This window comes from Crenobacter caeni, assembly GCF_010435965.1.
In the GTDB taxonomy this organism is placed as follows: Bacteria; Pseudomonadota; Gammaproteobacteria; order Burkholderiales; family Chromobacteriaceae; genus Craterilacuibacter; species Craterilacuibacter caeni.
Genome location: NZ_JAAGAA010000003.1, coordinates 19,429 through 41,844, shown reverse-complemented (window position 1 = coordinate 41,844; position 22,416 = coordinate 19,429). Strand labels below are relative to the sequence as shown.

20 protein-coding genes are annotated in these 22,416 nt (G+C 69.2%); 10 read left to right on the top strand and 10 right to left on the bottom strand.

Translation table 11 applies throughout. From position 1 onward, the window contains the following. The first annotated feature begins 11 nt into the window (after positions 1–11). The 7 genes from smc to GZH52_RS03940 all read left to right on the top strand — a co-directional run bounded on the left by smc (position 12) and on the right by GZH52_RS03940 (position 10,997). Positions 12–3,494, top strand: a complete 3,483-nt coding sequence (gene smc, locus GZH52_RS03970) for a chromosome segregation protein SMC (RefSeq protein WP_163315211.1) — start codon at positions 12–14, stop codon at positions 3,492–3,494. 95 nt (positions 3,495–3,589) lie between these two features. Then, the gene (locus GZH52_RS03965; protein ID WP_163315210.1) at positions 3,590–4,960 is read left to right on the top strand and encodes an MFS transporter; all 1,371 of its coding nucleotides are present in this window, start codon (positions 3,590–3,592) and stop codon (positions 4,958–4,960) included. After that, complete coding sequence (locus GZH52_RS16970; RefSeq protein ID WP_163315209.1) at positions 4,960–5,685, top strand: energy transducer TonB; 726 nt, start codon at positions 4,960–4,962, stop codon at positions 5,683–5,685. The genes GZH52_RS03965 and GZH52_RS16970 overlap by 1 nt, the downstream gene beginning before the upstream one ends. 93 nt (positions 5,686–5,778) lie before the next feature. Next, the gene (locus tag GZH52_RS03955; protein WP_163315208.1) at positions 5,779–6,936 is read left to right on the top strand and encodes a cell division protein ZipA C-terminal FtsZ-binding domain-containing protein; all 1,158 of its coding nucleotides are present in this window, start codon (positions 5,779–5,781) and stop codon (positions 6,934–6,936) included. Between the two features lie 60 nt (positions 6,937–6,996). Then, positions 6,997–9,435, top strand: coding sequence for an NAD-dependent DNA ligase LigA (gene ligA / locus GZH52_RS03950; RefSeq protein ID WP_163315207.1), 2,439 nt, complete (start codon positions 6,997–6,999; stop codon positions 9,433–9,435). A 90-nt stretch (positions 9,436–9,525) separates the two neighbouring features. Then, entirely contained in the window at positions 9,526–10,401 is an 876-nt protein-coding gene (galU, locus tag GZH52_RS03945; protein WP_163315206.1) for a UTP--glucose-1-phosphate uridylyltransferase GalU, read from the top strand. Positions 10,402–10,454: 53 nt separating this feature from the next. Then, complete coding sequence (locus GZH52_RS03940; protein ID WP_163315205.1) at positions 10,455–10,997, top strand: hypoxanthine-guanine phosphoribosyltransferase; 543 nt, start codon at positions 10,455–10,457, stop codon at positions 10,995–10,997. Between the two features lie 68 nt (positions 10,998–11,065). On the opposite strand, the gene GZH52_RS03935 is transcribed toward GZH52_RS03940, so the two are convergent. From GZH52_RS03935 to GZH52_RS03900, 8 genes are all read right to left on the bottom strand, one after another. Further along, positions 11,066–11,527, bottom strand: a complete 462-nt coding sequence (locus GZH52_RS03935; RefSeq protein WP_163315204.1) for a DUF3592 domain-containing protein — start codon at positions 11,525–11,527, stop codon at positions 11,066–11,068. A gap of 1 nt (position 11,528) precedes the next feature. Then, positions 11,529–12,464, bottom strand: a complete 936-nt coding sequence (gene ylqF, locus GZH52_RS03930) for a ribosome biogenesis GTPase YlqF (RefSeq protein ID WP_163315203.1) — start codon at positions 12,462–12,464, stop codon at positions 11,529–11,531. Between the two features lie 2 nt (positions 12,465–12,466). Further along, on the bottom strand, positions 12,467–12,679 hold the full coding sequence (locus GZH52_RS03925) for a DUF3820 family protein (protein ID WP_163315202.1): 213 nt from the start codon (positions 12,677–12,679) through the stop codon (positions 12,467–12,469). A 216-nt stretch (positions 12,680–12,895) separates the two neighbouring features. Next, positions 12,896–13,234, bottom strand: coding sequence for a DUF4870 family protein (locus GZH52_RS03920; protein WP_163315201.1), 339 nt, complete (start codon positions 13,232–13,234; stop codon positions 12,896–12,898). A gap of 20 nt (positions 13,235–13,254) precedes the next feature. Further along, on the bottom strand, positions 13,255–13,791 hold the full coding sequence (locus GZH52_RS03915) for a hypothetical protein (protein WP_163315200.1): 537 nt from the start codon (positions 13,789–13,791) through the stop codon (positions 13,255–13,257). A 303-nt stretch (positions 13,792–14,094) separates the two neighbouring features. After that, positions 14,095–15,717: an electron transfer flavoprotein-ubiquinone oxidoreductase gene (locus tag GZH52_RS03910; protein ID WP_163315436.1), complete on the bottom strand. Its 1,623-nt coding sequence runs from the start codon at positions 15,715–15,717 to the stop codon at positions 14,095–14,097. A 123-nt stretch (positions 15,718–15,840) separates the two neighbouring features. Then, positions 15,841–17,031: a CaiB/BaiF CoA transferase family protein gene (locus tag GZH52_RS03905; protein WP_163315199.1), complete on the bottom strand. Its 1,191-nt coding sequence runs from the start codon at positions 17,029–17,031 to the stop codon at positions 15,841–15,843. A 10-nt stretch (positions 17,032–17,041) separates the two neighbouring features. Continuing rightward, positions 17,042–18,229 carry an acyl-CoA dehydrogenase gene (locus GZH52_RS03900; protein WP_163315198.1) on the bottom strand — a complete coding sequence of 396 codons (1,188 nt, stop codon included), beginning with the start codon at positions 18,227–18,229 and terminating at the stop codon, positions 17,042–17,044. A 130-nt stretch (positions 18,230–18,359) separates the two neighbouring features. On the opposite strand from GZH52_RS03900, the gene GZH52_RS03895 reads away from it, so the two are divergent. After that, positions 18,360–19,127, top strand: a complete 768-nt coding sequence (locus GZH52_RS03895) for an IclR family transcriptional regulator (RefSeq protein ID WP_163315197.1) — start codon at positions 18,360–18,362, stop codon at positions 19,125–19,127. Positions 19,128–19,131: 4 nt separating this feature from the next. On the opposite strand, the gene GZH52_RS03890 is transcribed toward GZH52_RS03895, so the two are convergent. Together GZH52_RS03890 and argB are read right to left on the bottom strand one after the other, a co-directional pair. After that, positions 19,132–19,581, bottom strand: a complete 450-nt coding sequence (locus GZH52_RS03890) for a CBS domain-containing protein (RefSeq protein WP_163315196.1) — start codon at positions 19,579–19,581, stop codon at positions 19,132–19,134. A gap of 88 nt (positions 19,582–19,669) precedes the next feature. Next, positions 19,670–20,542: an acetylglutamate kinase gene (gene argB / locus GZH52_RS03885; RefSeq protein ID WP_163315195.1), complete on the bottom strand. Its 873-nt coding sequence runs from the start codon at positions 20,540–20,542 to the stop codon at positions 19,670–19,672. Positions 20,543–20,676: 134 nt separating this feature from the next. Here argB and GZH52_RS03880 point away from each other — a divergent pair, with 134 nt between their 5' ends. Next, a complete protein-coding gene (locus GZH52_RS03880; protein ID WP_163315194.1) occupies positions 20,677–21,345 on the top strand; it encodes a TetR/AcrR family transcriptional regulator in 669 nt (222 codons plus the stop codon). After that, positions 21,342–22,409 (top strand): efflux RND transporter periplasmic adaptor subunit, encoded by a 1,068-nt coding sequence (locus tag GZH52_RS03875; RefSeq protein ID WP_163315193.1) that lies wholly within the window; start codon positions 21,342–21,344, stop codon positions 22,407–22,409. Before GZH52_RS03880 ends, GZH52_RS03875 begins: the two co-directional genes overlap by 4 nt. Positions 22,410–22,416: the final 7 nt, after the last annotated feature.

Sequence of the window (22,416 nt, the reverse complement as noted above, 5' to 3'; positions counted from 1 at the left end):
AAAGAAACACCTTGCGCCTGACCCATATCAAGCTTGCCGGCTTCAAATCCTTCGTAGACCCGACCACCATTCCGGTGCCCGGCCAACTGGTCGCGGTGATCGGCCCCAACGGGTGCGGCAAGTCGAACGTGATCGACGCGGTGCGCTGGGTGCTCGGCGAGTCGAGCGCCAAGCAGCTGCGCGGCGAGTCGATGCAGGACGTGATCTTCAACGGCGCGACCACCCGCAAGCCGGTCAGCCGCGCGTCGGTAGAACTGGTGTTCGACAACGCCGACCACACCCTCGCCGGCAGCTGGGGGCAGTACGCCGAAGTCGCGATCAAGCGGGTGCTGACCCGCCAGGGCGAGTCGAGCTACTACATCAACGGCCAGCAGGTGCGCCGGCGCGACATCACCGACCTCTTCCTCGGCACCGGCGTCGGCGCGCGCGGCTACGCGGTAATTGAACAGGGCATGATCTCGCGCATCATCGAGGCGCGCCCGGAGGAGCTGCGCGCCTACCTGGAGGAAGCCGCCGGCGTGTCGCGCTACAAGGAGCGCCGCCGCGAGACCGAACACCGCCTGCGCGATACCCGCGACAACCTCGAGCGCATCGCCGACCTCGAGCAGGAACTCGCCCGCCAGGTCGAGCACCTGTCGGCGCAGGCCGAAGTCGCCGGCCGTTACCACGACTTGCGCCACGCGCTGACCGACAAGCAGAACCTGCTCGCGCTCGCCCGCCGCGAGGAAGCCGCCGCGCAGGAAGCCGCCGCGCGCACTGAGCTGGCGCGCATCGAGACCGAGGAAGCCGCGCAGGAGGCCGAGCAGACGCGCCTGGAGATTGCGCTCGACAGCAACCGCGAGGCGCACTTCGCCGCGGGCGAGGCGGTGCACGTCGCGCAGCAGGCGCTGTACGAGGCGAGCGCCCTGCTCTCCCGTCTGGAGGAGCAGCAGCGCCACCAGGGCGAGCAGCGCGCGCGCATCACACGCGAAACGCAGAAGCTGCAGGCCGAGCGCCAGCAACTGGCCGAAACGCGCACCGCACTCGCCGCCGATCAGGACGAGTGGCGGCACAGGCTGGAAGAGGCGCAGCTCGCCGAGGAAGAGGCGCAGCTCGCCGCCGAGGGGGGCGCCGACGCCCTGCCCGAGGCCGAGGCGCGCTTTGCCGCGGCCGACGCCGCGCTCACCCAGCTTGCCAGCCGAGAGGCTGCGCTCACCCGCGCGCGCGATCTGGCCGGGCAAAGCCAGCGCCACCACGCCGACACGCTCACGCGCCTGGCGGCGCGCCGCCGGGCGCTCGACGAGGAGCACGCGGCGCTCGCGCTGCCCGAGCCGGAGGCGGTCACCGCCGCGCAGGCCGCCGCCGACGCCGCGCGCGCGCATCTGGCGACCCAGCGCGCGCGCCTGGCCTCCGAAGAGGAGAAGCTCGCCGCGCTCGCCCGCGAAGCCGAACAGCTCGCACACGCGCTCGCCGACGCTAGCGCCCGCCACGCCCGCGCCGACGCCGAGGCGGGCGCGCTCGCAGCGCTGATCGCGCGCGAGGCGGCGGGCGACGCGCTGGAGACGGCGCTCTCGCAACACGCCTTGGGAGCCGCGCCGCAGCTGTGGCAGTCGCTGGAGGTCACCCCAAGCTGGCAACGCGCGGTGGAAGCGGCGCTGGGGCCGGCCAGGCTCGCCGCGCGCGCGGGCGCGCTGCCCGACTTTACGCCGCCGGCGCCGCTCGCCGTCGTCGACAGCGCAGCCGGCAGCGCGGCGGTAGCTCCTGCCGAGGCACTCGCTGCTCACGCGCAGGCCGACGCGCCGTTCGGCCCGGCGCTCACCGGCTGGCTTGCCGGGCTTTACTGCGCCGAATCTCTTGACGACGCGCTCGCGCGCCGGGGCGAACTCGCACCGGGCACCGCATGGATCACGCCGGAGGGCCACCGCGTCGACGCGGCGAGCGTGCACTACCACGGCGCCGACGTGGGCGGCTCGCTGCTCGAACGCAAGGCGGAACTTGCGGATGCGCGCGCGCGCGCCGACGCCTGCCTGCCCCAGATCGACACGCTCACCCGCCGGCGCGACGCGCTCGCGGCCGAACAGGGGCTGCGCGCCGAGGCGCTGCGTGCGCTCAAGGGCGCGCTGACCCGGCAGGAAGAGGCGCTCGCCAGCGCGAGCCTGGAGGCGGTACGCCTCGAACAGATGGCGCGCCAGGGCGCCGCGCGCGGCGACGCGATCGCGGCCGAGCGCGCGCGCATCGCAGACGAGACGCAGCACGCGCAAGGCTCGATCGACGAGGCCGCCATCGAGGCCGAAGAGGCTGCACTCGCGCTGGAAGACGTCACGCTTGCGCTGGAGGCCGCGCGCGAAGCGCGCGAGGCGGCCTCCCGCGCGCAGGAAGCCGTGCGCGGCCGCGCGCGCGAAGACGAGCGGCGCCTGCACGCATGCGCGCTCGCCTTGCAGGACGCCCGCCAGCGCTGTGCCGAGCTTGCGCGCCGCGCCGCGGAGGCGGCCGAGCGCGAAGAGGCGCTCGCCGAGCGGCTGCAGGCGCTGTTGGAAGAGGCCGAAACCGTCGAGGAGACCGTCGCGCCGGACGCCCTGTACGCGGCGCTCGCCGAGCGCGAGGCGCGCGAGGCGGCGCTCGCCAGTTGCCGCGACGCGCAGAACGCGCTCACCGCGCAGCAGCGGGAACTCGCCGCCACCAGCCACGCGCTCGCCACCCGCCTGCCCGAGCTGCGCGAGGCGCGCAGCCAGTGGCTGCTCAGGCACCAGGAAGCAAGGCTTAACGTCGAGCGCTACGCCGGGGAACTGGTGGAAGCCGGCGCTGACGAGGCGGCGCTGCGCGAGCAGCTCAGCGACGCGGTCAAGCCCGCCGCACTCGCCGCCGAGATCGCCCGCCTCGCCCGTGCCATCGAGGCGCTGGGCGCGGTCAACCTCGCCGCGCTGGAGGAACTGACCGAGGCGCGCAACCGCGGCGAGTATCTGGCCGCGCAGCGCACCGACCTCACGCAGGCGATGGCGACGCTGGAGGAGGCGATCGCGCGCATCGACGAGGAGACGCGCGGCCTGCTCTCCACCACCTACGCGGCGGTCAACACCAAGATGAGCGAGTTCTTCCCGACCCTGTTCGGCGGCGGCCGCGCCGAGCTGGTACTGACCGGCGACGACCTCCTGGACGCCGGCGTGCAGATCATCGCGCAGCCGCCGGGCAAGAAGAACAGCACCATTCATCTCTTGTCCGGCGGCGAGAAGGCATTGACCGCGATGAGCCTGGTGTTCGCGCTGTTCTCGCTGAACCCGGCGCCGTTCTGCCTGCTCGACGAGGTCGACGCGCCGCTGGACGACGCCAACACCGGCCGCTTCTGCGAACTGGTCAAGCAGATGTCGGCCAACACGCAGTTCCTCTATATCAGCCATAACCGGCTGACCATGGAAATGGCCGAACAGCTGGTTGGCGTGACTATGCAGGAGAAGGGGGTCAGCCGCATCGTCGCCGTCGACATCGTCGAGGCGCTCCGGCTGCGCGAAACCTCCTGACGCACAAGGCATACTTGATCTGCCGCAAGGCGGCCGCGCGGGCGATAGCCGGATAATCCGCCGCCCCGCTTCATGACATGGAGTAACAGACAGCAATGCCCGTCAGCATCCGGCGCTGGGAACCGGAAAACATCGTCTTCTGGCGCGCGCGCGGCGAACCGATCGCGCGGCGCAACCTCGTGCTGTCCATCCTCGCGCTGCACCTGAACTTCAATGTGTGGATGATGTGGAGCATGGTGGTCGTCAACCTGCCGGCGGTCGGCTTCGTGCTTTCCTCGCAGCAGCAGTTCCTGCTGGTCGCGATCCCGCCCTTGACCGGCGCACTGATGCGCATCGTCTATTCGTCGGTGTGGAGCTGGGTCGGCGGCGGCCGCTGGCTGGGCATCTCGACGCTGCTGCTGCTGATCCCGGCCGTCGGCGTCGCGCAGGTGGTGCAGGATTTGACCACCCCGTTCTGGCTACTGCTCGCCGTCGGCGCCAGTTGCGGCATCGGTGGCGGCGCGTCGAGCTCGCATCTCTCCAACACCGCGCTGTTCTTCCCGAAGTCGGTCAAGGGGCTGGCGATGGGGCTGAACGCCGGCATCGGCAACCTCGGCGTGTCGGTCGCCCAGCTGCTGATCCCGCTGGCGATCTCGCTGCCACTGTTCGGCGCGCTCGCAGGCGCGCCGCAGATCTGGGGCCAGGGCGCCGAAGTGCGCGAAGTGTGGCTGCAGAACGCGGGCTACCTGTGGGTGCTGCCCGTCATCGCGGTCGCCGTCCTCTGCTTCCTGTTCAGCCACGACCTGCCCAAGCTCAGACTGACCCCGCTTGACCAGTGGCGGATGATGAAGGACGTCGACACCTGGCGGATCTGCCTGCTCTACATGGGCGCGTACGGCACCTTCCTCGGCTTCGCCGCGGCGTTCCCGCTGTTGGCGCGCACGCTGTTTCCGCTGGAGGACGCGACCCCCTACCTGTTCGTCGGCCCGATGCTGGCGGCGCTGGTGCGCCCGTTCGGCGGCTGGCTGGGCGACCGCGTCGGCGGCGGCGTCACCGCGATCGCCTGCTTCGCCTCGATGATCGTGGCCACCCTGGGCCTCTTCGCCTGTTTGCCGACCGAAGAAAGCGTGGGCTCGTTCTGGGGCTTTCTCGCGCTGTGCCAGGTGCTGTTCATCGCCGCCGGCGTCGGCAACGGCGCGACCTACCAGCTCTCGCCCAAGGTGTTCCTGCTCAAGGCCGGCCGCAGCGCGGGCGATGACGTCGCCGAGGCGTACCGGCGCGGCACCCGCGACGGCACCGCGGCGATGAGCGTGAGCTCCATCTTCGCGGCGGCCGCCGGCTTCGCGATCCCCGAGACCTTCGGCACCATGCTGCACCTGACCGGCAGCTTCCTGCCCGCCTTCGGCGTGTTCCTGCTGTTCTACGCCGCGTGCACCTGGGTCGCGTGGCGCCACTACGCGCGCGCCGGGGCAAAGCTTCGTTGCTGATGAAACGCCTCGCCCGACGCTGGCCGCTGGCCGCCTCGCTGACCCTGCACGCACTGGCGGCCGCGGCGCTCGCAGGCGCCTTCGCCGTGGGCGCTCCCCCGCCGCGCCCCCTGAGCGTCAGCCTGCTGCCCGTGCCGGCGGCGCCGGCAGGCCAGGCTCCGGCCTCCCCAGCTGCTCGCCCCGCACCGCCCGCACAAGCGGCCCCGCCCCGGCCGCAGCCCGCCACGCTCCCCGCGCGGCCATCTGCGCCCAGACCGCACGCGGCAGCGCCCCCCAAGGCGCAGGCAAGCGTCGCACGCCCGGCCCCCGCCACTGAACGCCCGCCCACGCCTACGCCGGCCGCCGGCAGCGCGGCGGCAGCACCGGCAGATACGGGCAAGGCGCCCGCCGCGCCTGCCACGGGCGGGCCGGGCACTACTGCGGACGGCGCTGGCGCGGCGCGCCAGGGCGTCGACTGGCGCGCCGCGCTCGCCGCCAACCCCAAGCCCGTCTACCCGGAGCGCTCACGCGCGCTCGGCGAGCAGGGTCGCGTCGTGTTGCGCGTACGCGTCGGTGCCGACGGGCGCGCGCTCGAGGTGAGCGTGATACAAGGCAGCGGCTACCCCCGGCTGGACCGCGCGGCGCGCGAGGCGGTGGGGCGCTGGCGCTTCGTGCCGGCAAGGCAAGGCGGCGTCGCCGTCGAGGACAGCGTGGACGTGCCGATCCGCTTCGAGCAGGCCAATTGAGATGCATTGCGGCAAAAGGCACGCGGATTGCGTGCCCTGCTTTGGTATACTGGCGGACAATGTTTAATCTGCCGCATTGCGGATAGGGCTGGCATGAGCGAATTACAGATCGGCTTGCTGGTGCTGGGCGCCGCGTTTATCGCGCTGGTGCTGGGCTTCAACTTCTACCAGGAATGGCGCTTCAAGCAGAAGACACGCCAGGCTTTCGCGCGCGAGCACGACGACGTGCTGCTTGACGTGCCGAAAAACAACGTCCGCGACGGCGCGCGCCACGACAGGCTCGAGCCGGTGATCGACGACGACCCCCTGCCCTTGCCCGACCTCGACGAGCCCCTGGACATGCCGGCGGTGCAAGCGGTCCAGTCGGCGCAGCCGGTCGAATTCGACGCGCCCGAGCCTGAGGCCGAAGCCGAACTGGAAGCGTTCGACCACGACGACCATCAGGCGCTGGTCACCGCGATGCTCGACCCCTCGCTCGACTTCATCGCCGAGATCGTGTTCGAGCGCCCGTACGAGCTGGCCGCGCTGCCGCGCTTCGCGGTTGCCAAGCGCGTGCAGCTGATCGGCCGCACCGAGCGCGGCCTGTGGAAGCCGGCCGAGGCGCTGCCCGGCGTGCGCTACCGCCAGCTGAACGTCGGCCTGCAACTGGTCGACCGCAGCGGCGCGCTGTCCGAGGACGACCTGGCGAATTTCTGCGCGCAGGTGAACGAATACGCCACCGCGCACGGCGCCAAGGCAAGCTTCCCGCAGCACCAGCAGAAACTGGCGTGCGCGCGCGAACTCGACGCCTTCTGCGCCAACGTCGACATCCTGATCGGCATCAATATCGTCCCGGCCAGCCCGATCGAGGGCGCGCGCCTCAGGAGCTTCGCCGAGGCCTACGGCCTCGAGCTCGAACCGGACGGCGCCTTCCACTACCTGTCCGATTCGGGCAACACGCTCTATTCGCTGACCGCGGCCGACCAGAAGCCGTTCACCTACCATAACCTGATCGACCAGCGTTTTGCCGGGCTCACCCTGCTCTACGACGTGCCGCGCGTCGCCGGCGCCATCGACGTGTTCGACCGCGCGGTCGACTTCTGCCGCCAGCTCGCCGCCGAATTCGACGCAGCGCTGGTCGACGACAAGCGCCGGCCGCTGACCGCGCAGAGCCTCGCGCGCATCCGTGCGCAGCTGGTGCAGATTTACGGCAGCATGGACGACCGTGGCATCGCGCCGGGCAGCGTCGCCGCGCTGCGGCTGTTCGCCTGAGCCCTGTCGACCCACTACCCGACAGCCGGCAAGACGCCGGCTGTTTTTCTTGGAGACGCGATGACGCCCGACCGGAAAATTGCAGAACTCTCGGCGCTGATCGAACGCTACAACCGCGAGTATTACGTCGAGGACGCACCGACTGTCCCCGACGCGGAGTACGACCGCCTGCTGCGCGAACTCGAAGCGCTGGAAACCGCGCACCCCGAACTACGCGCGCCCGACTCGCCGACGCTCAGGGTCGGCGGCGCGCCGCTGGCCGCCTTCGAGCAGGTCGAGCACAAGGTGCCGATGCTCTCGCTCTCCAACCTGTTCTCCGACATGGACGCCGCCGACTTCGCCGCGCGCCACGCGGAACTGGTCGCCTTCGACGAACGCGTGCGCCGCGAACTGGGCGTGCCGCACGTAGGCTACGCGGTGATGCCGAAGTTCGACGGTCTCGCGGTCAGCCTCGTCTACGAGAACGGCGTGCTCGTGCGCGCGGCGACCCGCGGCGACGGTGCGACCGGCGAGAACGTCACCGACAACATCCGCACCATCCGCTCGCTGCCCTTGCGCCTGACGGGCACCCCGCCGGCACGCCTGGAAGTACGCGGCGAAGTGCTGATGCTGAAAAAAGACTTCGAGCGGCTGAACGCCGCGCAGCTGGCCGCCGGCGACAAGCCCTTCGCCAACCCGCGCAACGCCGCCGCCGGCAGCCTGCGCCAGCTCGACGCGCGGGTGACCGCGACCCGCCGGCTGTCGTTCTTCGCGTACGCGATCGCCGAAGTCGAAGGCGCGCCGTGGCCCGCCACCCACCAGGGCGAGATCGACTACCTGGTCGGCCTCGGCATCCCGGCGGTGCCGCCCGCGCTGCGGCCGGTGGTCGACGACGCGGCGGGGCTCGCCGCCTACTACGAGGCCATCCTCGCGCAGCGCGCGACACTGCCCTACGAGATCGACGGCGTGGTGTACAAGGTCAACCAGCGTGCGCAGCAGGACAAGCTGGGCTTCGTCGCGCGCGCGCCGCGCTTCGCCGCCGCGCACAAGTTCCCCGCCGAGGAGGCGCTGACCACCGTTGAGGCCATCGACGTGCAGGTCGGGCGCACCGGCGCGCTGACGCCGGTCGCCCGCCTCGCACCGGTCTTCGTCGGCGGCGTCACCGTCACCAACGCGACGCTGCACAACGAGGACGAGGTGCAGCGCAAGGACGTGCGCGTCGGCGACACCGTCGTCGTGCGCCGCGCCGGCGACGTGATCCCCGAGGTGGTCTCGGTGGTGCTCGCGCGCCGGCCGATGCGCGCGGTGCCCGGCGCCGACCTCTTTTCGCCGGCCGAAGTGGCCTTGCACGACGCGTGGCGCCTGCCTGGGCAGTGCCCGGTGTGCGGCTCGCACGTGGTGCGCGAAGAAGGCGAGGCCGTCGCGCGCTGCTCGGGCGGCTTCGCCTGCCAGGCGCAACGCGCGCAGGCGATCCGCCACTTCGCCGGGCGACGCATGATGGACATCGACGGCCTGGGCGAGCGCTATGTCGAGAAGCTGGTCGACTACGGCTACGTGCACCGCGTCGCCGACCTGTACCGGCTGACGCTGGCCGACCTCGTCGCGATGAAGCGCCGCGCCGACGCCGAAGACAGCGGCGAGCCCCAAGACGACAGCGCACCGCCGGAGGACCTGTTCGCCGCGATCGACGACAAGACGCCGACCCGCTGGGCCGAGAACCTGCTCGCCGGCATCGCGGCGAGCCGCCGGCCGCCACTCGCGCGGCTCTTGTTCGCGCTGGGCATCCGCCACGTTGGCGAGGCGACCGCCAAGACGCTCGCCGACTATCTGGGCCGCCTCGACTACGTGCGCCGCGCGCCGGCAGCACTGCTCGCCGCGCTGCCCGATATCGGCACGGTGGTCGCATCATCGCTGGCCGACTTCTTCGCCGAGCCGAACAACGAGGCGGCGATCGACGCGCTGTTGGAGGCCGGTGTCGCGCCGGCAGACGAGCACGTGCCATCAGCCGCGCTGGTGCCGCTACTCGCGCCCGAGCGCCTGCTCGCGCGCTTGGGCGTGCCGCGGCTGACCGAGACGCGCGCCGCGCAGCTGGCAAGCCAGGTCGGTACGCTGGCATCGCTCGCTGTTTTGGACCGGCGCGCGGTGATAGGCCTGCCCCTGCCGGCCGAGGTGGTCAACGCGCTGGCGGACTGGCTGGACGAGCCGGCCAACCGTGCAGCGTTGACATCACTCGCCACGCTCGCCGACGAGCTGGCAGACGCCGCCCCTCAGGGGGAAGACGGCGCGGCGCAACCGTTCGCCGGCCTCACCTTCGTGCTCACCGGCACCTTGCCGACGCTGACCCGCGATGAGGCCAAGACGATGATAGAGGCTGCCGGCGGCAAGGTCGCCGGCAGCGTGTCGAAGAAGACCGACTACCTGGTCGCCGGCGAGGCGGCCGGCAGCAAGCTCGACAAGGCGACCGCGCTCGGCGTCAAAGTGCTCGACGAGGCCGGGCTCAAGGCGCTGTTGGCGATCTGAACAAACCGCGCCGCGCCAGCGTGCCCCTCCCGGCCGCGCGGCAAAACCACTACAATGCGCAGCTTCTGCTGCCCTGCTCGAGGAGATTCGATGAAGAAGATCACCAAAGCCGTGTTCCCGGTCGCCGGGATGGGCACCCGCTTCCTGCCCGCGACCAAGGCCAGTCCGAAGGAGATGCTGCCCGTGGTCGACAAGCCGCTGATCCAGTACGCGGTAGAGGAAGCGGTCGCCGCCGGCATCACCGAGCTGATCTTCATCACCGGCCGCAACAAACGCTCGATCGAGGACCACTTCGACAAGGCGTACGAGCTGGAAACCGAGCTGGAAAACCGCAACAAGCAAAAGCTGCTCGACATCGTGCAGGGCATCCTGCCGCCGACGGTCAGCTGCATCTACATCCGCCAGGCCGAGGCGCTCGGCCTGGGCCACGCCGTGCTGTGCGCGCGCCCGGCGGTCGGCAACGAGCCGTTCGCAGTGATCCTCGCCGACGACTTGATGCACGGCGAACCCGGCGCGCTCGAACAGATGGTCAAGGTGTTCGACGAGACGCACAGTTCGGTGCTCGGCGTCGAGGAGGTGCCGCGCGCGCAGACCGGCGCCTACGGCATCGTCGAAGTGAGTGACGAGCGCGGCCACCAGCGGGTGACCAGCATCGTCGAGAAGCCGCACCCGGATGTCGCGCCGTCGACGCTCGCCGTGGTCGGCCGCTACATCCTGACCCCGCGCGTGTTCGACAAGCTGGTCGCGACGCAACCGGGCGCCGGCGGCGAGATCCAACTCACCGACGGCATCGCCGCGCTGATGAAGGACGAGGCGGTACTCGCGCTGCCGCTGCGCGGCACCCGCTACGACTGCGGCTCCAAGCTCGGTTACCTGAAGGCGACCGTCGACCTCGCGCTCGAACACCCCGAGGTCGGTGAGGCGTTCGCCGCCTTCCTCGCCAGCCGCGCGAGCGCACCCAAATAAACGAAGGGCGCCGTGCGTGCGCCCGTAACCCCTTCCTCCAAGGAGTCATCCCCATGCCCAATCTTGCCGAAGCGCAAGCCATCATCGAAAACTCCGACGTGCTGTTCAGCGCCGAGGAAGTCAGCGCCGCGGCCGACCGCATGGCTGCCGCGATCACCGAGAAGCTTTCCGGCGAATACCCGCTGGTGCTGTCGGTGATGGGCGGTGCCGTCGTGTTCACCGGCCAGCTGTTGCCGCGCCTGTTGTTCCCGCTCGACTTCGACTACGTACACGTGTCCCGCTACGGCGACAAGACGCACGGCGGCGAACTCGTCTGGCGCACCGCGCCGAAGGAAGACGTGAAGGACCGCGTCGTGCTGGTGCTCGACGACATCCTCGACGAGGGCCACACCATGGCTGCCATCCGCGACAAGGTGATGGAGATGGGCGCCAAGGCGTTCTACAGCGGCGTGTTCGCCAACAAGCTGATCGACCAGGCCAAGCCGATCACCGCCGACTTCGTCGGCATCGACGTGCCCAACCGCTACGTGTTCGGCTACGGCATGGACGTGCGCGGCATCTGGCGCAACCTGCCGGAAATCCGCGCGCTCAAGTAAGCCGCGCGACGCCGCCGACAAAAAAGCCGCCTGTGACCAACAGGCGGCTTTTTCATGGGTGGCTTGCGCTAGAGGATGCCGGTGAGCAGGCCGACACCGGCGCCGACAAAGGCAAGGCACAGCGCGAGCCCCGCCCACACCGTCCAGTGACGGCCGGCCTCGAGGCAGGCCTGCGCCGGGTTGGCCGGGTTCACGTAGACGCGTACCTGAGTGCCAGCCGGGTAGCGCGCGGCGCGCGCCTCGGCCTGCGTGAGGCTCTGCCCGTAGCCCGGATCTGGGAAGGCGACGGTTGCGCCCTGGTAGTCGCGTCCGCCGTAACGGTAGGTGTAACGGATCTCGGCCTTGTACTGCTCTTGGCGGCTCGCGTCGCCGCCGCCGGGGCGCAGCCGGGTGTCGACGCGGCTCCCGGTGACCTCACCCACCGCCTGCGGCCAAGCCTCGGCCGCGCGGCCGGTTTCGCCCAGCCGCCAAAGATAGGCGAATGCGGCGACACCGACGGCGATCAGCAGCAAGGGCATCAGCTTGAACACCTCAGCGCCCCTTGTTCTTCTTCGCCTCGTACTCGGCGATGCGCGCCTGCTTCTCGGCTGCGCGCTGCGCGGCCAATTCCTTGGCCTTCTTCACCCACGCCGTCCATTCGTCCGGACGCTCGAGGGTGATGCGGCCGATCACGCCATCGCGGAACTCGGTGAGCACGATCTCGGACGCCTTCTGCATGTTCGGGCGGCCGCCGCCGAACATCGCGCCGCGTTTCTTCGCGACCATCTCCAGCACCTCGAAGTCCTGCAGCGCCGAGATGTCGTCAAGCCGGTAGCGCGCGGTCAGCGCGTCCGCGTAGTGGCGCATCAGGTAGGCGATCAATTCGAGCGCGACCTCCTCCTCGTCCATCGCGTTGCGGCCGACCGCGCCGCTGGCGGCGAGGTTGTAGCCGCCCTCTTCGACCTCGATCTTCGGCCACAGCATGCCCGGCGTGTCGTAGAGTTCGACGTCGTCGGCCAACAGGATGCGCTGCTCGCCCTTGGTCACCCCCGGCATATTGCCGGTCTTGGCGATCTTGCGCCCGGTCATGGTGTTGATCAGCGTCGACTTGCCGACGTTGGGGATGCCGCAGATCATCACGCGGATCGGCTTTTCCAGGCCGCCGCGGTTGGGGACCAGCTCGCGGCAGGCGGCGACCAGACGCTGCGCGGGCGAGCGCTCGGACGCGTCCAGCCCCAGCGCGCGCGTGCCCGGCTTGGCGTTGTACCAGTCCAGCCACAGGCGGGTGACGTTCGGGTCGGCCAGATCCTGCTTGTTGAGGACCTTCAGCGTCGGCTTGCCGCGCGACAGTGCCTTGATCATCGGGTTGGCGCTGGACGCCGGCAGGCGGGCGTCGAGCATCTCGATCACCACGTCGATGCCCTTGAGGCGGGCGGCGACGTCCTTCTTGGCCTTGTTCATGTGGCCGGGGAACCATTGGATGGCCATATTCAGTGCTTTCTCAGTGGCCGCAGCAAGTCAGCGAGGCCGTTGTGTTTGATTTCCAGGGTCAGCGCCAGCAGGCGGCCGATCTCGCCCGGCGGAAAGCCCTTGCGGGCAAACCACGTCAGATACGCCAGCGGCAAATCGGCAATCACCATCCCCTTGTACTTGCCGTAGGGCATGGTACGGGTGGCGATCAGGGAGAGCAGTTCGGGATCCATGGCGGCCTGGGCAGGTGGGAGCCGCGATTGTGCCCGTGCGGGGGGCGGCTGTCACGCCGTCCTCTGTTGACCGGCGTCAAGCCCGGCGGGAACAGTGCGCCGCGCCTAGTCACAATCCCGTAAAATCATGAGTGAATTCCTCGGCTATTTGCCGAGTCACGCTTACAGGTTCGCGCAGAGCCCGCTCGGGCACCGTCACAGGCGGTGCCCGTTTTTTTACGGCATCGCGCGGCCGTCGTTCAGCGCGATAAAGCCGCGCAGCACGCGGTAGGCAAACCACAGCCAGACGGCGCCGAGTACCAGGTAGCCGACCAGGATCAGGCTGAGCACACCGCCCAGCACCGACCACGCGAGCGCCCACCAGAACGAGCGGATTTGCCAGCGGAAATGGCTCTCGTAGCGGGTGCCGCGCATCTCAGAGAGCTTCAGATAGTTGATGATCAGGCCGATCACCGCCGGCAGGCCGGTGAACAGGCTGATCGCCTGGATCGCGTACACCAGCAGCACCAGGTTGTTGAAACGCCGGTCGTCCGGCGATACCACTTCGTAGTCCATCGTTTTCCTTTGGTTGGGGGTCACAGGCCCAGCCGGGCGAACAAGGGCTGCGCGCGCAGGCGCACCAGCGAACGCATCAGCGCGCAGCGCTCGACCAGTGGCCGCGAAAGCGCGTCGGGCAACAGCGGCAGCCGGCTGTAGACGAGCAGTACGTCCTGCGCATCGGACAAGGGCGCGAGCTGCGCGGTCGGCAGGGAGAGGCCCAGCGCCTGGCCCAGCGCACGGATGCGCGCGTTGGCTTCGGCCAACAGCGGCAGCTCGGCAGCCGGCAGCGCGAGCGAGGCGAGTTCGAACAGCACGATGCGGGCGGCCAGCCAGTCGGCGGTGTCGGTCAGGCGGTCGGGCGTCCTCGAGCACGGCAACTGCCTGCGGGCCGCCAGCAGGATGGCCAACTGGCGCACTTCAGGCAGCAGCGACTCCGCCACGTCGACGCCCAGCGGCAGGCAAGCTTGCGGTACGCCACGGGACAGCGGCTCGGCGTCGGCGAGGACGCGCAGCGCCAGCAGCGCTGCCGGTGCCGGTACGGCCGATGCGCGGATATTCAGGACCTGCTCCATGCTCATGTTCTCCCTGGCCCCACTTTGCCTGGGCGGTCCGTGTGCCGGAGAGGACTGAAAGCACAAATGCCGCCTGGCTGCGGCGGCATTTGTCTGGATTTGGTGTTTTTCGGTCACGCAAGTCCGCAGGCGCCGCCATGATTGGAGCGGTACCAGTAATAGTAAGCGGCGTTGCTGAGGATCCGGGTAGTCATGCGTGTCATCCTGACAAGGCGGGTGCGCCTTGTCAAGCGTGGCGCGGGCAAGCTGTTGGCAGAAAACAAAAACCCGGCGCGGGGCCGGGCTCCTTGGGGCTACCAACACTTACATGTTCGGGTAGTTCGGCCCGCCACCGCCTTCCGGCGTCGTCCAGTTGATGTTCTGCGTCGGGTCCTTGATGTCGCAGGTCTTGCAGTGCACACAGTTCTGCGCGTTGATCTGCAGGCGCGGCTCAGCCTCATCCAGCCCGACGATCTCATACACGCCGGCCGGGCAGTAGCGCTGCTCGGGCGCCGCGTACTTGGCCAGGTTGACCTCGATCGGCACCGCGGCGTTCTTCAGCTTCAGGTGCGGCGGCTGGTCTTCGCTGTGGTTGACGTTCGAGATGAACACCGAGCTCAGCCGGTCGAAGGTCAGCTTGCCGTCCGGCTTCGGGTACGCAATCGGGCTGAACTCGTCGGCCGGGCGCAGGCATTCGTGGTCGCTGTGCTTGTGGCGCATCGTCCACGGAGCCTTGCCGCGGAACAGATAGGTGTCGAGCGCAGCGTACGCCATCGCGCCCCACAGCCCCCAGCGGAACGACGGGCGGATGTTGCGCGCGCGGTGCAGTTCGTCGAACAGCCAGCTCTTCTCGAACTTGCCCTGGTAGGCCTTCGCCTCCTTGCCTTCCTGGCCTTCGCAGCACAGCAGCTCGAACACCGAGTCGGCGGCCAGCATGCCCGACTTCATCGCGGTATGCGTGCCCTTGATCTTCGGCATGTTGAGGAAACCGGCGGTGTCGCCGACCAGCACGCCGCCCGGGAAGGTCAGCTTGGGCAGGCTCTGCAGGCCGCCTTCGGACAGCGCGCGCGCGCCGTACGACAGACGGCGGCCGCCTTCGAAGGTCTTGCGGATCGCCGGGTGGGTCTTGAAGCGCTGGAACTCCTCGAACGGCGACAGGTAGGGGTTCTGGTAGTCAAGGCCGAGCACGAAGCCGACCACCACCTGGTTGTTCTCCAGGTGGTAGAGGAAGGTGCCGCCGTAGGTGTCGTTCTTCAGCGGCCAGCCGACGGTGTGCACGATCTTGCCTGCCTCGTGCTGCTCGGGCGCGACTTCCCACAATTCCTTGATGCCGATGCCGTAGGTCTGCACGTCGCAGTCGCGGCGCAAGTCGAACCGGTCGAACAGCGTCTTGGTCAGCGAGCCGCGGCAGCCTTCGGCGAACACGGTCTGCTTGGCCCACAGCTCCATGCCCGGCTGCCAGGCGTCGGTCTTCTCGCCATCCTTGCCGATGCCCATGTCGCCGGTGGCCACGCCCTTGACCGCGCCGTCCTCGTCGTACAGCACTTCGGCCGCGGCAAAGCCCGGGTAGATCTCGACGCCGAGCTCTTCGGCCTGCTGGGCGAGCCAGCGGCAGACGTTGCCGAGGCTGACGATGTAGTTGCCCTCGTTGTGCATCTGCGGCGGCGTCGGCAGCTGCACCGACTCGGTCTCGGTCAGCAGCAGGAACTGGTCCTTCTTCGCCGCCGTATTGAGCGGCGCGCCGCGTTCCTTCCAGTCCGGGAACAGCTCTTCGAGCGCCCTGGGCTCGATCACCGCGCCGGACAGGATATGCGCGCCGACCTCGGAGCCTTTCTCCAGCAGGCAGACGCTCAGGTCCTGCCCGGTCTGCGCAGCAAGCTGCTTCAGACGGATGGCCGCGGCCAGGCCGGAAGGCCCGCCGCCGACGACCACCACGTCGTATTCCATATATTCGCGTTCCACCGCTTCTCCTTAACGCCCGCACAGGCTTTTTGCTTATTGCATAGCATTCTGCAATTTTTGATGCTGTGCGTCAAAATCAAACGAGCGTTTTACCGGTAGCGTTCACCCTCAGATTACGCCGTCGCGGCGCAGCCCTTCGATGTCGCGCTCGCCGTAGCCGAGCGCGGCGAGCACCTCGTCGCTGTGCTCGCCAAGCTTGGGCGGGCGGCGCCCGGCACGCACGCGCTCGCCGTCGATCACCAGCGGGCACGCGATCTGCGGCAGCGTGCCGCCCGCGCCGTCGTCAAACGCGAAGGACATGCCGCGCGCCACCGCTTGCGGGTCGGCGAACGCCTCGTCCACCGTATTGATCGGCCCGCACGGCACGCCGGCCTCATCCAAGAGGGCAAGCCACTCGTCGCGGCCGCGCGTGGCGAAGGCGTCCGCCAGCTGGGCCGTCAGTGCGTCGCGGTGCGCGACCCGATCCGGGTTGCGCGCGAAACGCGTGTCAGACGCGAGTTCGGGCCGGCCGATCACCGCGCACACCGCGGCGAACTGGCGGTCGTTGCCGCAGGCGAGGATGAAGTGGCCGTCGGCCGACGCGAACACCTGGTAGGGCACGATATTCGGGTGCGCGTTACCGAGGCGCGGCGGCACCGTGCGGCCGACCAGCCAGTTCATGCCGACGTTGGCGAGCATGGCGAGCGAGCAATCGAACAGCGCCATGTCGACATGTGCACCGCGCCCGCTTGTCGCGCGCTCGAGTAGCGCGGCCTGCACCGCGTTGGCCGCGTAAAGCCCGGTGAAGAGGTCGGTCACCGCCACCCCGACCTTGTGCGGCTCGCCGTCGGCCGGGCCGGTAATGCTCATCAGCCCGCTCATCCCCTGCACGATGTAGTCGTAACCGGGCGCGTCGGCGTACGGGCCGTCCTGGCCGAAGCCGGTGACCGAGCAGTAGACGAGGCGCGGGTTGACCGCCGACAGGCTGGCGTAGTCGAGGCCGTACTTGGCGAGGCCGCCGACCTTGTAGTTCTCGATCAGCACGTCGGCCTCCGCCACCAGTTGCCGCACGATGGCTTGCCCCTCGGCGCGGGTGATGTCGAGCGTCAGCGAACGCTTGCCGCGGTTGGTGGCCAGAAAGTACGCGGCGGTGCCGTTGTCGCTCGCCGGCGGCGCCCACTGGCGCGTGTCGTCGCCCTGCCCCGGGCGCTCGATCTTCACCACGTCGGCGCCGAGGTCGGCTAACAGCTGGCTGGCCCACGGGCCGGCCAGCACCCGGCTCAGGTCGACGACGCGGATTCCCTGCAAAGGCGCACGCATCGCCGCCTCCTTACGCGAACGCGGCGATGCCGGTGATCGCGCGGCCGAGGATCAGCGCGTGCACGTCGTGCGTGCCCTCGTAGGTGTTGACCGCCTCGAGGTTCATCGCGTGGCGGATCACGTGGAACTCGTCCGAGATGCCGTTGCCGCCGTGCATGTCGCGCGCGACGCGGGCGATCTCCAGCGCCTTGCCGCAATTGTTGCGCTTGATCAGCGAGATCATCTCCGGCGCGGCGCGCCCCACGTCCATCAGGCGGCCGACCTGCAGCGCGGCCTGCAGGCCCAGCGCGATCTCGGTCTGCATATTGGCGAGCTTGAGCTGCGGAATCTGGTTGGCGGCGAGCGGACGGCCGAACTGCTGGCGGTCGAGCTGGTAGTTGCGCGCGGCGTGGAAGCAGAACTCCGCCGCGCCCATCGCGCCCCACGCGATACCGTAGCGCGCCTTGTTCAGGCAGCCGAACGGCCCCTTCAGGCCGGTCACGCCCGGCAGCAGGTTCTCGTCCGGCACGAACACGTCGTCCATCACGATTTCGCCGGTGATCGACGCGCGCAGGCTGAACTTGCCCTCGATCTTCGGGGCGGTGAGGCCCGGCATGCCCTTCTCCAGCACGAAGCCGCGGATCTCGCCCGCGTCGTCCTTCGCCCACACCACCAGCACGTCGGCGATCGGGCTGTTGGTGATCCACAGCTTGCTGCCCTTCAGCAGATAACCCCCGTCGACCTTCCTCGCGCGGGTGCGCATCGAGCCCGGGTCGGAGCCCGCGTCCGGCTCGGTCAGCCCGAAGCAGCCGACCCACTCACCCGTAGCGAGCTTGGGCAGGTACTTGTCCTTCTGCGCGTCCGAGCCGTACGCCCAGATCGGGTGCATCACCAAGCTCGACTGCACACTCATCGCCGAGCGGTAGCCGGAGTCGACCCGCTCGACTTCGCGGGCGATCAGCCCGTAGGCAACGCTGGAGAGGCCGGCGCAGCCGTAGCCTTCGATGGTGCAACCGAGCAGGCCGAGCTCGCCCATCTCGCTGAGGATCTCGCGGTCGAAGCGCTCCTCGCGGTTGGCGGTCAAGACACGCGGCATCAGCCGCTCCTGGCAGTACGCGTGCGCGGCATCGCGCACCATGCGCTCCTCTTCGGTCAGCAGGGAGTCGAGCAGCAGCGGGTCTTCCCAATTGAACGGGGCACGAACGGTATTGGCAGCCATGATGGTTTCTCCGGGTCGAGTTGTTCCGCATTGCGGAATTTTGTTTTACATTGCAAAATAGACTAGCAACTCGATTCCGGCGTGTAAAGCACGCCTGCGCCCGACGGCGCCATAAACGGAAAGCAAGGACATGGAAAACGACAAGGACAGGCTGTTCGTCACCGCGCTCGCGCGGGGCTTGGCGGTACTCGCGGCGTTCAGGCCGGGCGAGGCCGCGCTCTCCAACCAGACGCTGGCGCAGCGCACCGGCCTGCCCAAATCGACGGTGTCGCGCCTGACCTACACCCTGCTGCAACTGGGTTATTTGCAGCAGGACGGCGACAGCGGCTTTTACCGGCTGGGGCTCGCCGTGCTCGCGCTGGGGTCGGCGGTGTTGTCCGGCTACGACATCCGCACCCGCGCGGCGCCCTTGATGCGCGCGCTGGCCAACGAGCAGGGGGTGTCGGTCAGCCTCGCGCTGCGCGACGGCACCGACATGGTGTACCTGGAGACCTGCCGCAGCCAGGCGCGGGTGACCGTGCAGCTGACCGTGGGCTCGCGCGTGCCGCTGGCGACCACCGCGATCGGCCGCGCCTGCTACGCGGGGCTGACCGACGCCGAGCGCGCGCAACTGGATCAAGATCTGACCGAACGCTACGGCGAGGCGTGGCCACCGCTGGCCGCCTCGCTCGTGGCTGCCCGTGCACAGTATCTGGCCGACGGCTTTTGCGAGTCGTTCGGCGAGTTTGAAGCGGAGGTGATGGCGGTGGCGGTACCGCTGCCGGCGCTGGCAGGCCATAGCAGCGGCATGAGCCTGAACGCAAGCGGCCCCAGCTTCAGCTGGGACGCCGAAAAGATGCGCATGGAAGTGGCGCCGGCACTGGCCGCGCTGCGCGCGGCGCTGGTGCCCGGCGCCTAGGTGCTTACGCCGCCTGCGGCGGCACGTTATTGATGTAATGGACCAGCTGTTCGATCACGAACTGCTGCTCGGCGATAGTCGCGCGTACCACGTCGCCGATCGAGATCACGCCCTCGACCTCGCCGCCGTCGATCACCGGCAGGTGGCGGATGCGCTTGTCGGTCATCAGCGCCATGCATTCGTCCAGCCGCTGGTCGGGGCCCACGCAGATCACCTTGCTGGTCATCACTTCGCTGACCTGTGTCGACGCGGACGAGCGGCCTTCGAGGATGATGCGCCGCGCGTAGTCGCGTTCGGAGAAGATGCCCTCGACGTGGCCCTCGCCCATCACCAGCACCGCGCCGACGTTTTCCTCGGCCATCACCCGCAAGGCCTGCAACACCGACACCTGCGGCGCGACGTACACCAGCTTGCCGCCTGCCTTGGCGGCTAGCAACTGCCTGACTGTCTGCATCTGACCCTCCCTTGTGGCACGCGCCGCCCCGGCGCATGTCATGAGTATAGACAGGCGCCGGCCAGCGCAAAGGGCAGGCAAACCGCTGCTAGGCGGCGAGGATCATGGTGCCGACCCCGGCGGCGGTCATGATCTCGAGCAGCAGCGCGTGCGGCACCCGCCCGTCGATGATGTGCACCGCGCCGACGCCGGACTTGGCCGCGTCGAGTGCCGAGGCGATCTTGGGCAGCATGCCGCCGTGGATGGTGCCGTCGGCGAACAGCTCGTCGACGCGCTGCGCGGTGAGCTTGGTCAGCAGCTGCCCTTCCTTGTCGAGCACCCCGGGCGTGTTGGTCATCAGGATCAGCTTCTCGGCGCCGAGCGTCTCGGCGAGCCTGCCGGCCACCAGGTCCGCGTTGATGTTGTACGCCTCGCCGTCCGGGCCGACGCCGATCGGCGCGATCACCGGGATGAAGTCGCGGGTGTCGAGCAGCGACACCAGCGACGGGTCGATCGCCTCGATCTCGCCGACCTGGCCGATGTCGATGGGCTCGTCGTCGGCCGAACTGAGGAAGAGCTTCTTGGCGCGGATGAAGTGGCCGTCCTTGCCGGTGAGACCAACCGCCTTGCCGCCGTGCTTGTTGATCAGCGACACGATCTCCTTGTTGACGAGGCCGCCCAGCACCATCTCGACGACGTCCATCGTCTCGGCGTCGGTCACCCGCATGCCCTGGATAAACTCGCCCTGCTTGCCGACGCGCTCGAGCAGCTGGTTGATCTGCGGGCCGCCGCCGTGCACGACCACCGGGTTCATGCCGACCAGCTTGAGCATCACCACGTCGCGCGCGAAGTCTTCCTTCAGCTTGTCGTCGGTCATCGCGTTGCCGCCGTACTTGATCACCAGCGTCTTACCGGCAAAACGGCGGATATACGGCAGTGCTTCGGACAGGATGGACGCCTTGTCGGCGGCTTCGATCGTCATATTTTTCTCCAGTGAGGTGTACGGATTTCCGCCATTTTAACCACTCGATTTAGTGAAATGACATTTATTAATTGCCAAGCAAATTTGTCTGGATTAAATTGCAGCGCACATTAATAAACACGGGTTCAGGAAGCATGGAAGCGCCCTCCCCACGCCGCTGGCAGCGCCGCAAGGACGAACGTACGGGCGAGATCATCGAGGCCGCGCTCGGGCTCTTTTGCGAAAAGGGCTTCAGCGCGACCAAGCTCGACGACATCGCGCGCGCCGCCGGCGTCACCAAGGGCACGCCCTACCTCTACTTCGACGGCAAGGAAGCGATCCTCAAGGCGGTGGTACGCGCGACGCTGATCGACCGCCTGGGCGAAATCGAGGCCGAGTGCCGCGAGGACCGCGGCAGCCGCACCGCGCTGATCCGTCGCCTGCTGCTCAAGTGGTGGGACGAGGTCGGCAGCACCGAATTGGCCGGCCTGTGCAAGCTGATGGTCGCCGAGGCGGCCAACTTCCCCGAGCTTGCGCGCTTCTACCACGACGAGGTGATCGTGCGCAGCCGCGCGCTGATGCGCGCGGTGCTGCAGGACGGCGTACGCGAAGGCGAGTTCCGGGCGATGCCCGACACCGACGCCGTGATCGACGCGCTGCAGGCGCCGCTGTTGATGAACATGATCTGGCAGCACTCGTTCGCCCGCTTCGACGAAAGTGGGGCAGGCGGCTACACCAAGCAGCGCCTGCAAACCACGCTGGACCTGGTCCTCGCCACCCTGACGGCGGCGGACAGCACACGACAAGGGAACCCCACCACATGAAGACCCCATGGACCGGCCTGATCGCCGTCTCGCTCGCGCTCGCCACCAGCGCATGCAACAAGGCCCCTGCCCCCGGCGAAGAGGTGCGCCCGGTGAAGACGGTGCAGGCGGGCAGCGCCGCGGCAGGCGCAAGCACCAGCTACCCGGGCGAGATCCGCGCCCGCCACGAGACCCGCCTCGCGTTCCGGGTGCCGGGCAAGGTTGTCGAGCGTTTCGTGAGCGCAGGCGAGCGCGTGAAGAAGGGGCAGCCGCTGGCGCGGCTGGACGCGACCGACTACGCGCTGGACGCCGGCGCCAAGGCCGCGCAGCTGGGCGCCGCGCGCGCGCAGCTCGCGCAGCAGGAGGCCGACCTCAAGCGCGCGCGCGAACTGCTCGCGCAGGCCTTCATCAGCCAGGCGCAGTACGACCGCCAGGTGGCCGCGCTCGACGCCGCGCGCGCACAGGCGAAATCGGCGCAGGCGCAGGCAAGCTTCGCCGGCAACCAGCAGGACTACGCGGTACTGCGCGCCGACGCCGACGGCATCGTCAGCGAGATCAGCGCCGAGCCGGGGCTGGTGGTCGCCGCCGGCACCCCCGTCGCGCGGCTCGCCGCCGACGGCGCCCGCGAGGTCGCCATCCAGTTGCCCGAGGACGCGATCGCCGGCGTGCGCGCGGCCAAGGCGCTTTCCGTGGTGCTGTGGAGCGGAGGCGATCGCTACCCGGCCAAGCTTCGCGAGATCGCCGGCGACGCCGACCCGGCAACGCGCACCTACGCCGCGCGCGTCAGCGTCGACGCGCCCGCCGGACGCCTGACGCTGGGGCAGACCGCGCGCGTCGAATTGCCCGCGCCGGCCGTCAGCGCCATCGCACTGCCCCTGACCGCCATCCTCGACACGGGCGGGCGCCACTACGTGTGGCTGGTCGACGCGAAGACGCAGACCGTCAAGCGGCGCGAAGTCGGCATTGCCGGCCTGGACAGCCAGCAGGCGACCGTCTCGCGCGGACTCGCCGGCGGCGAGACCGTGGTCACCGCCGGCGTGCACCTGTTGCGCGAAGGCCAGAAAGTCACCCTGCTCAAGCCCTAAGGGAACA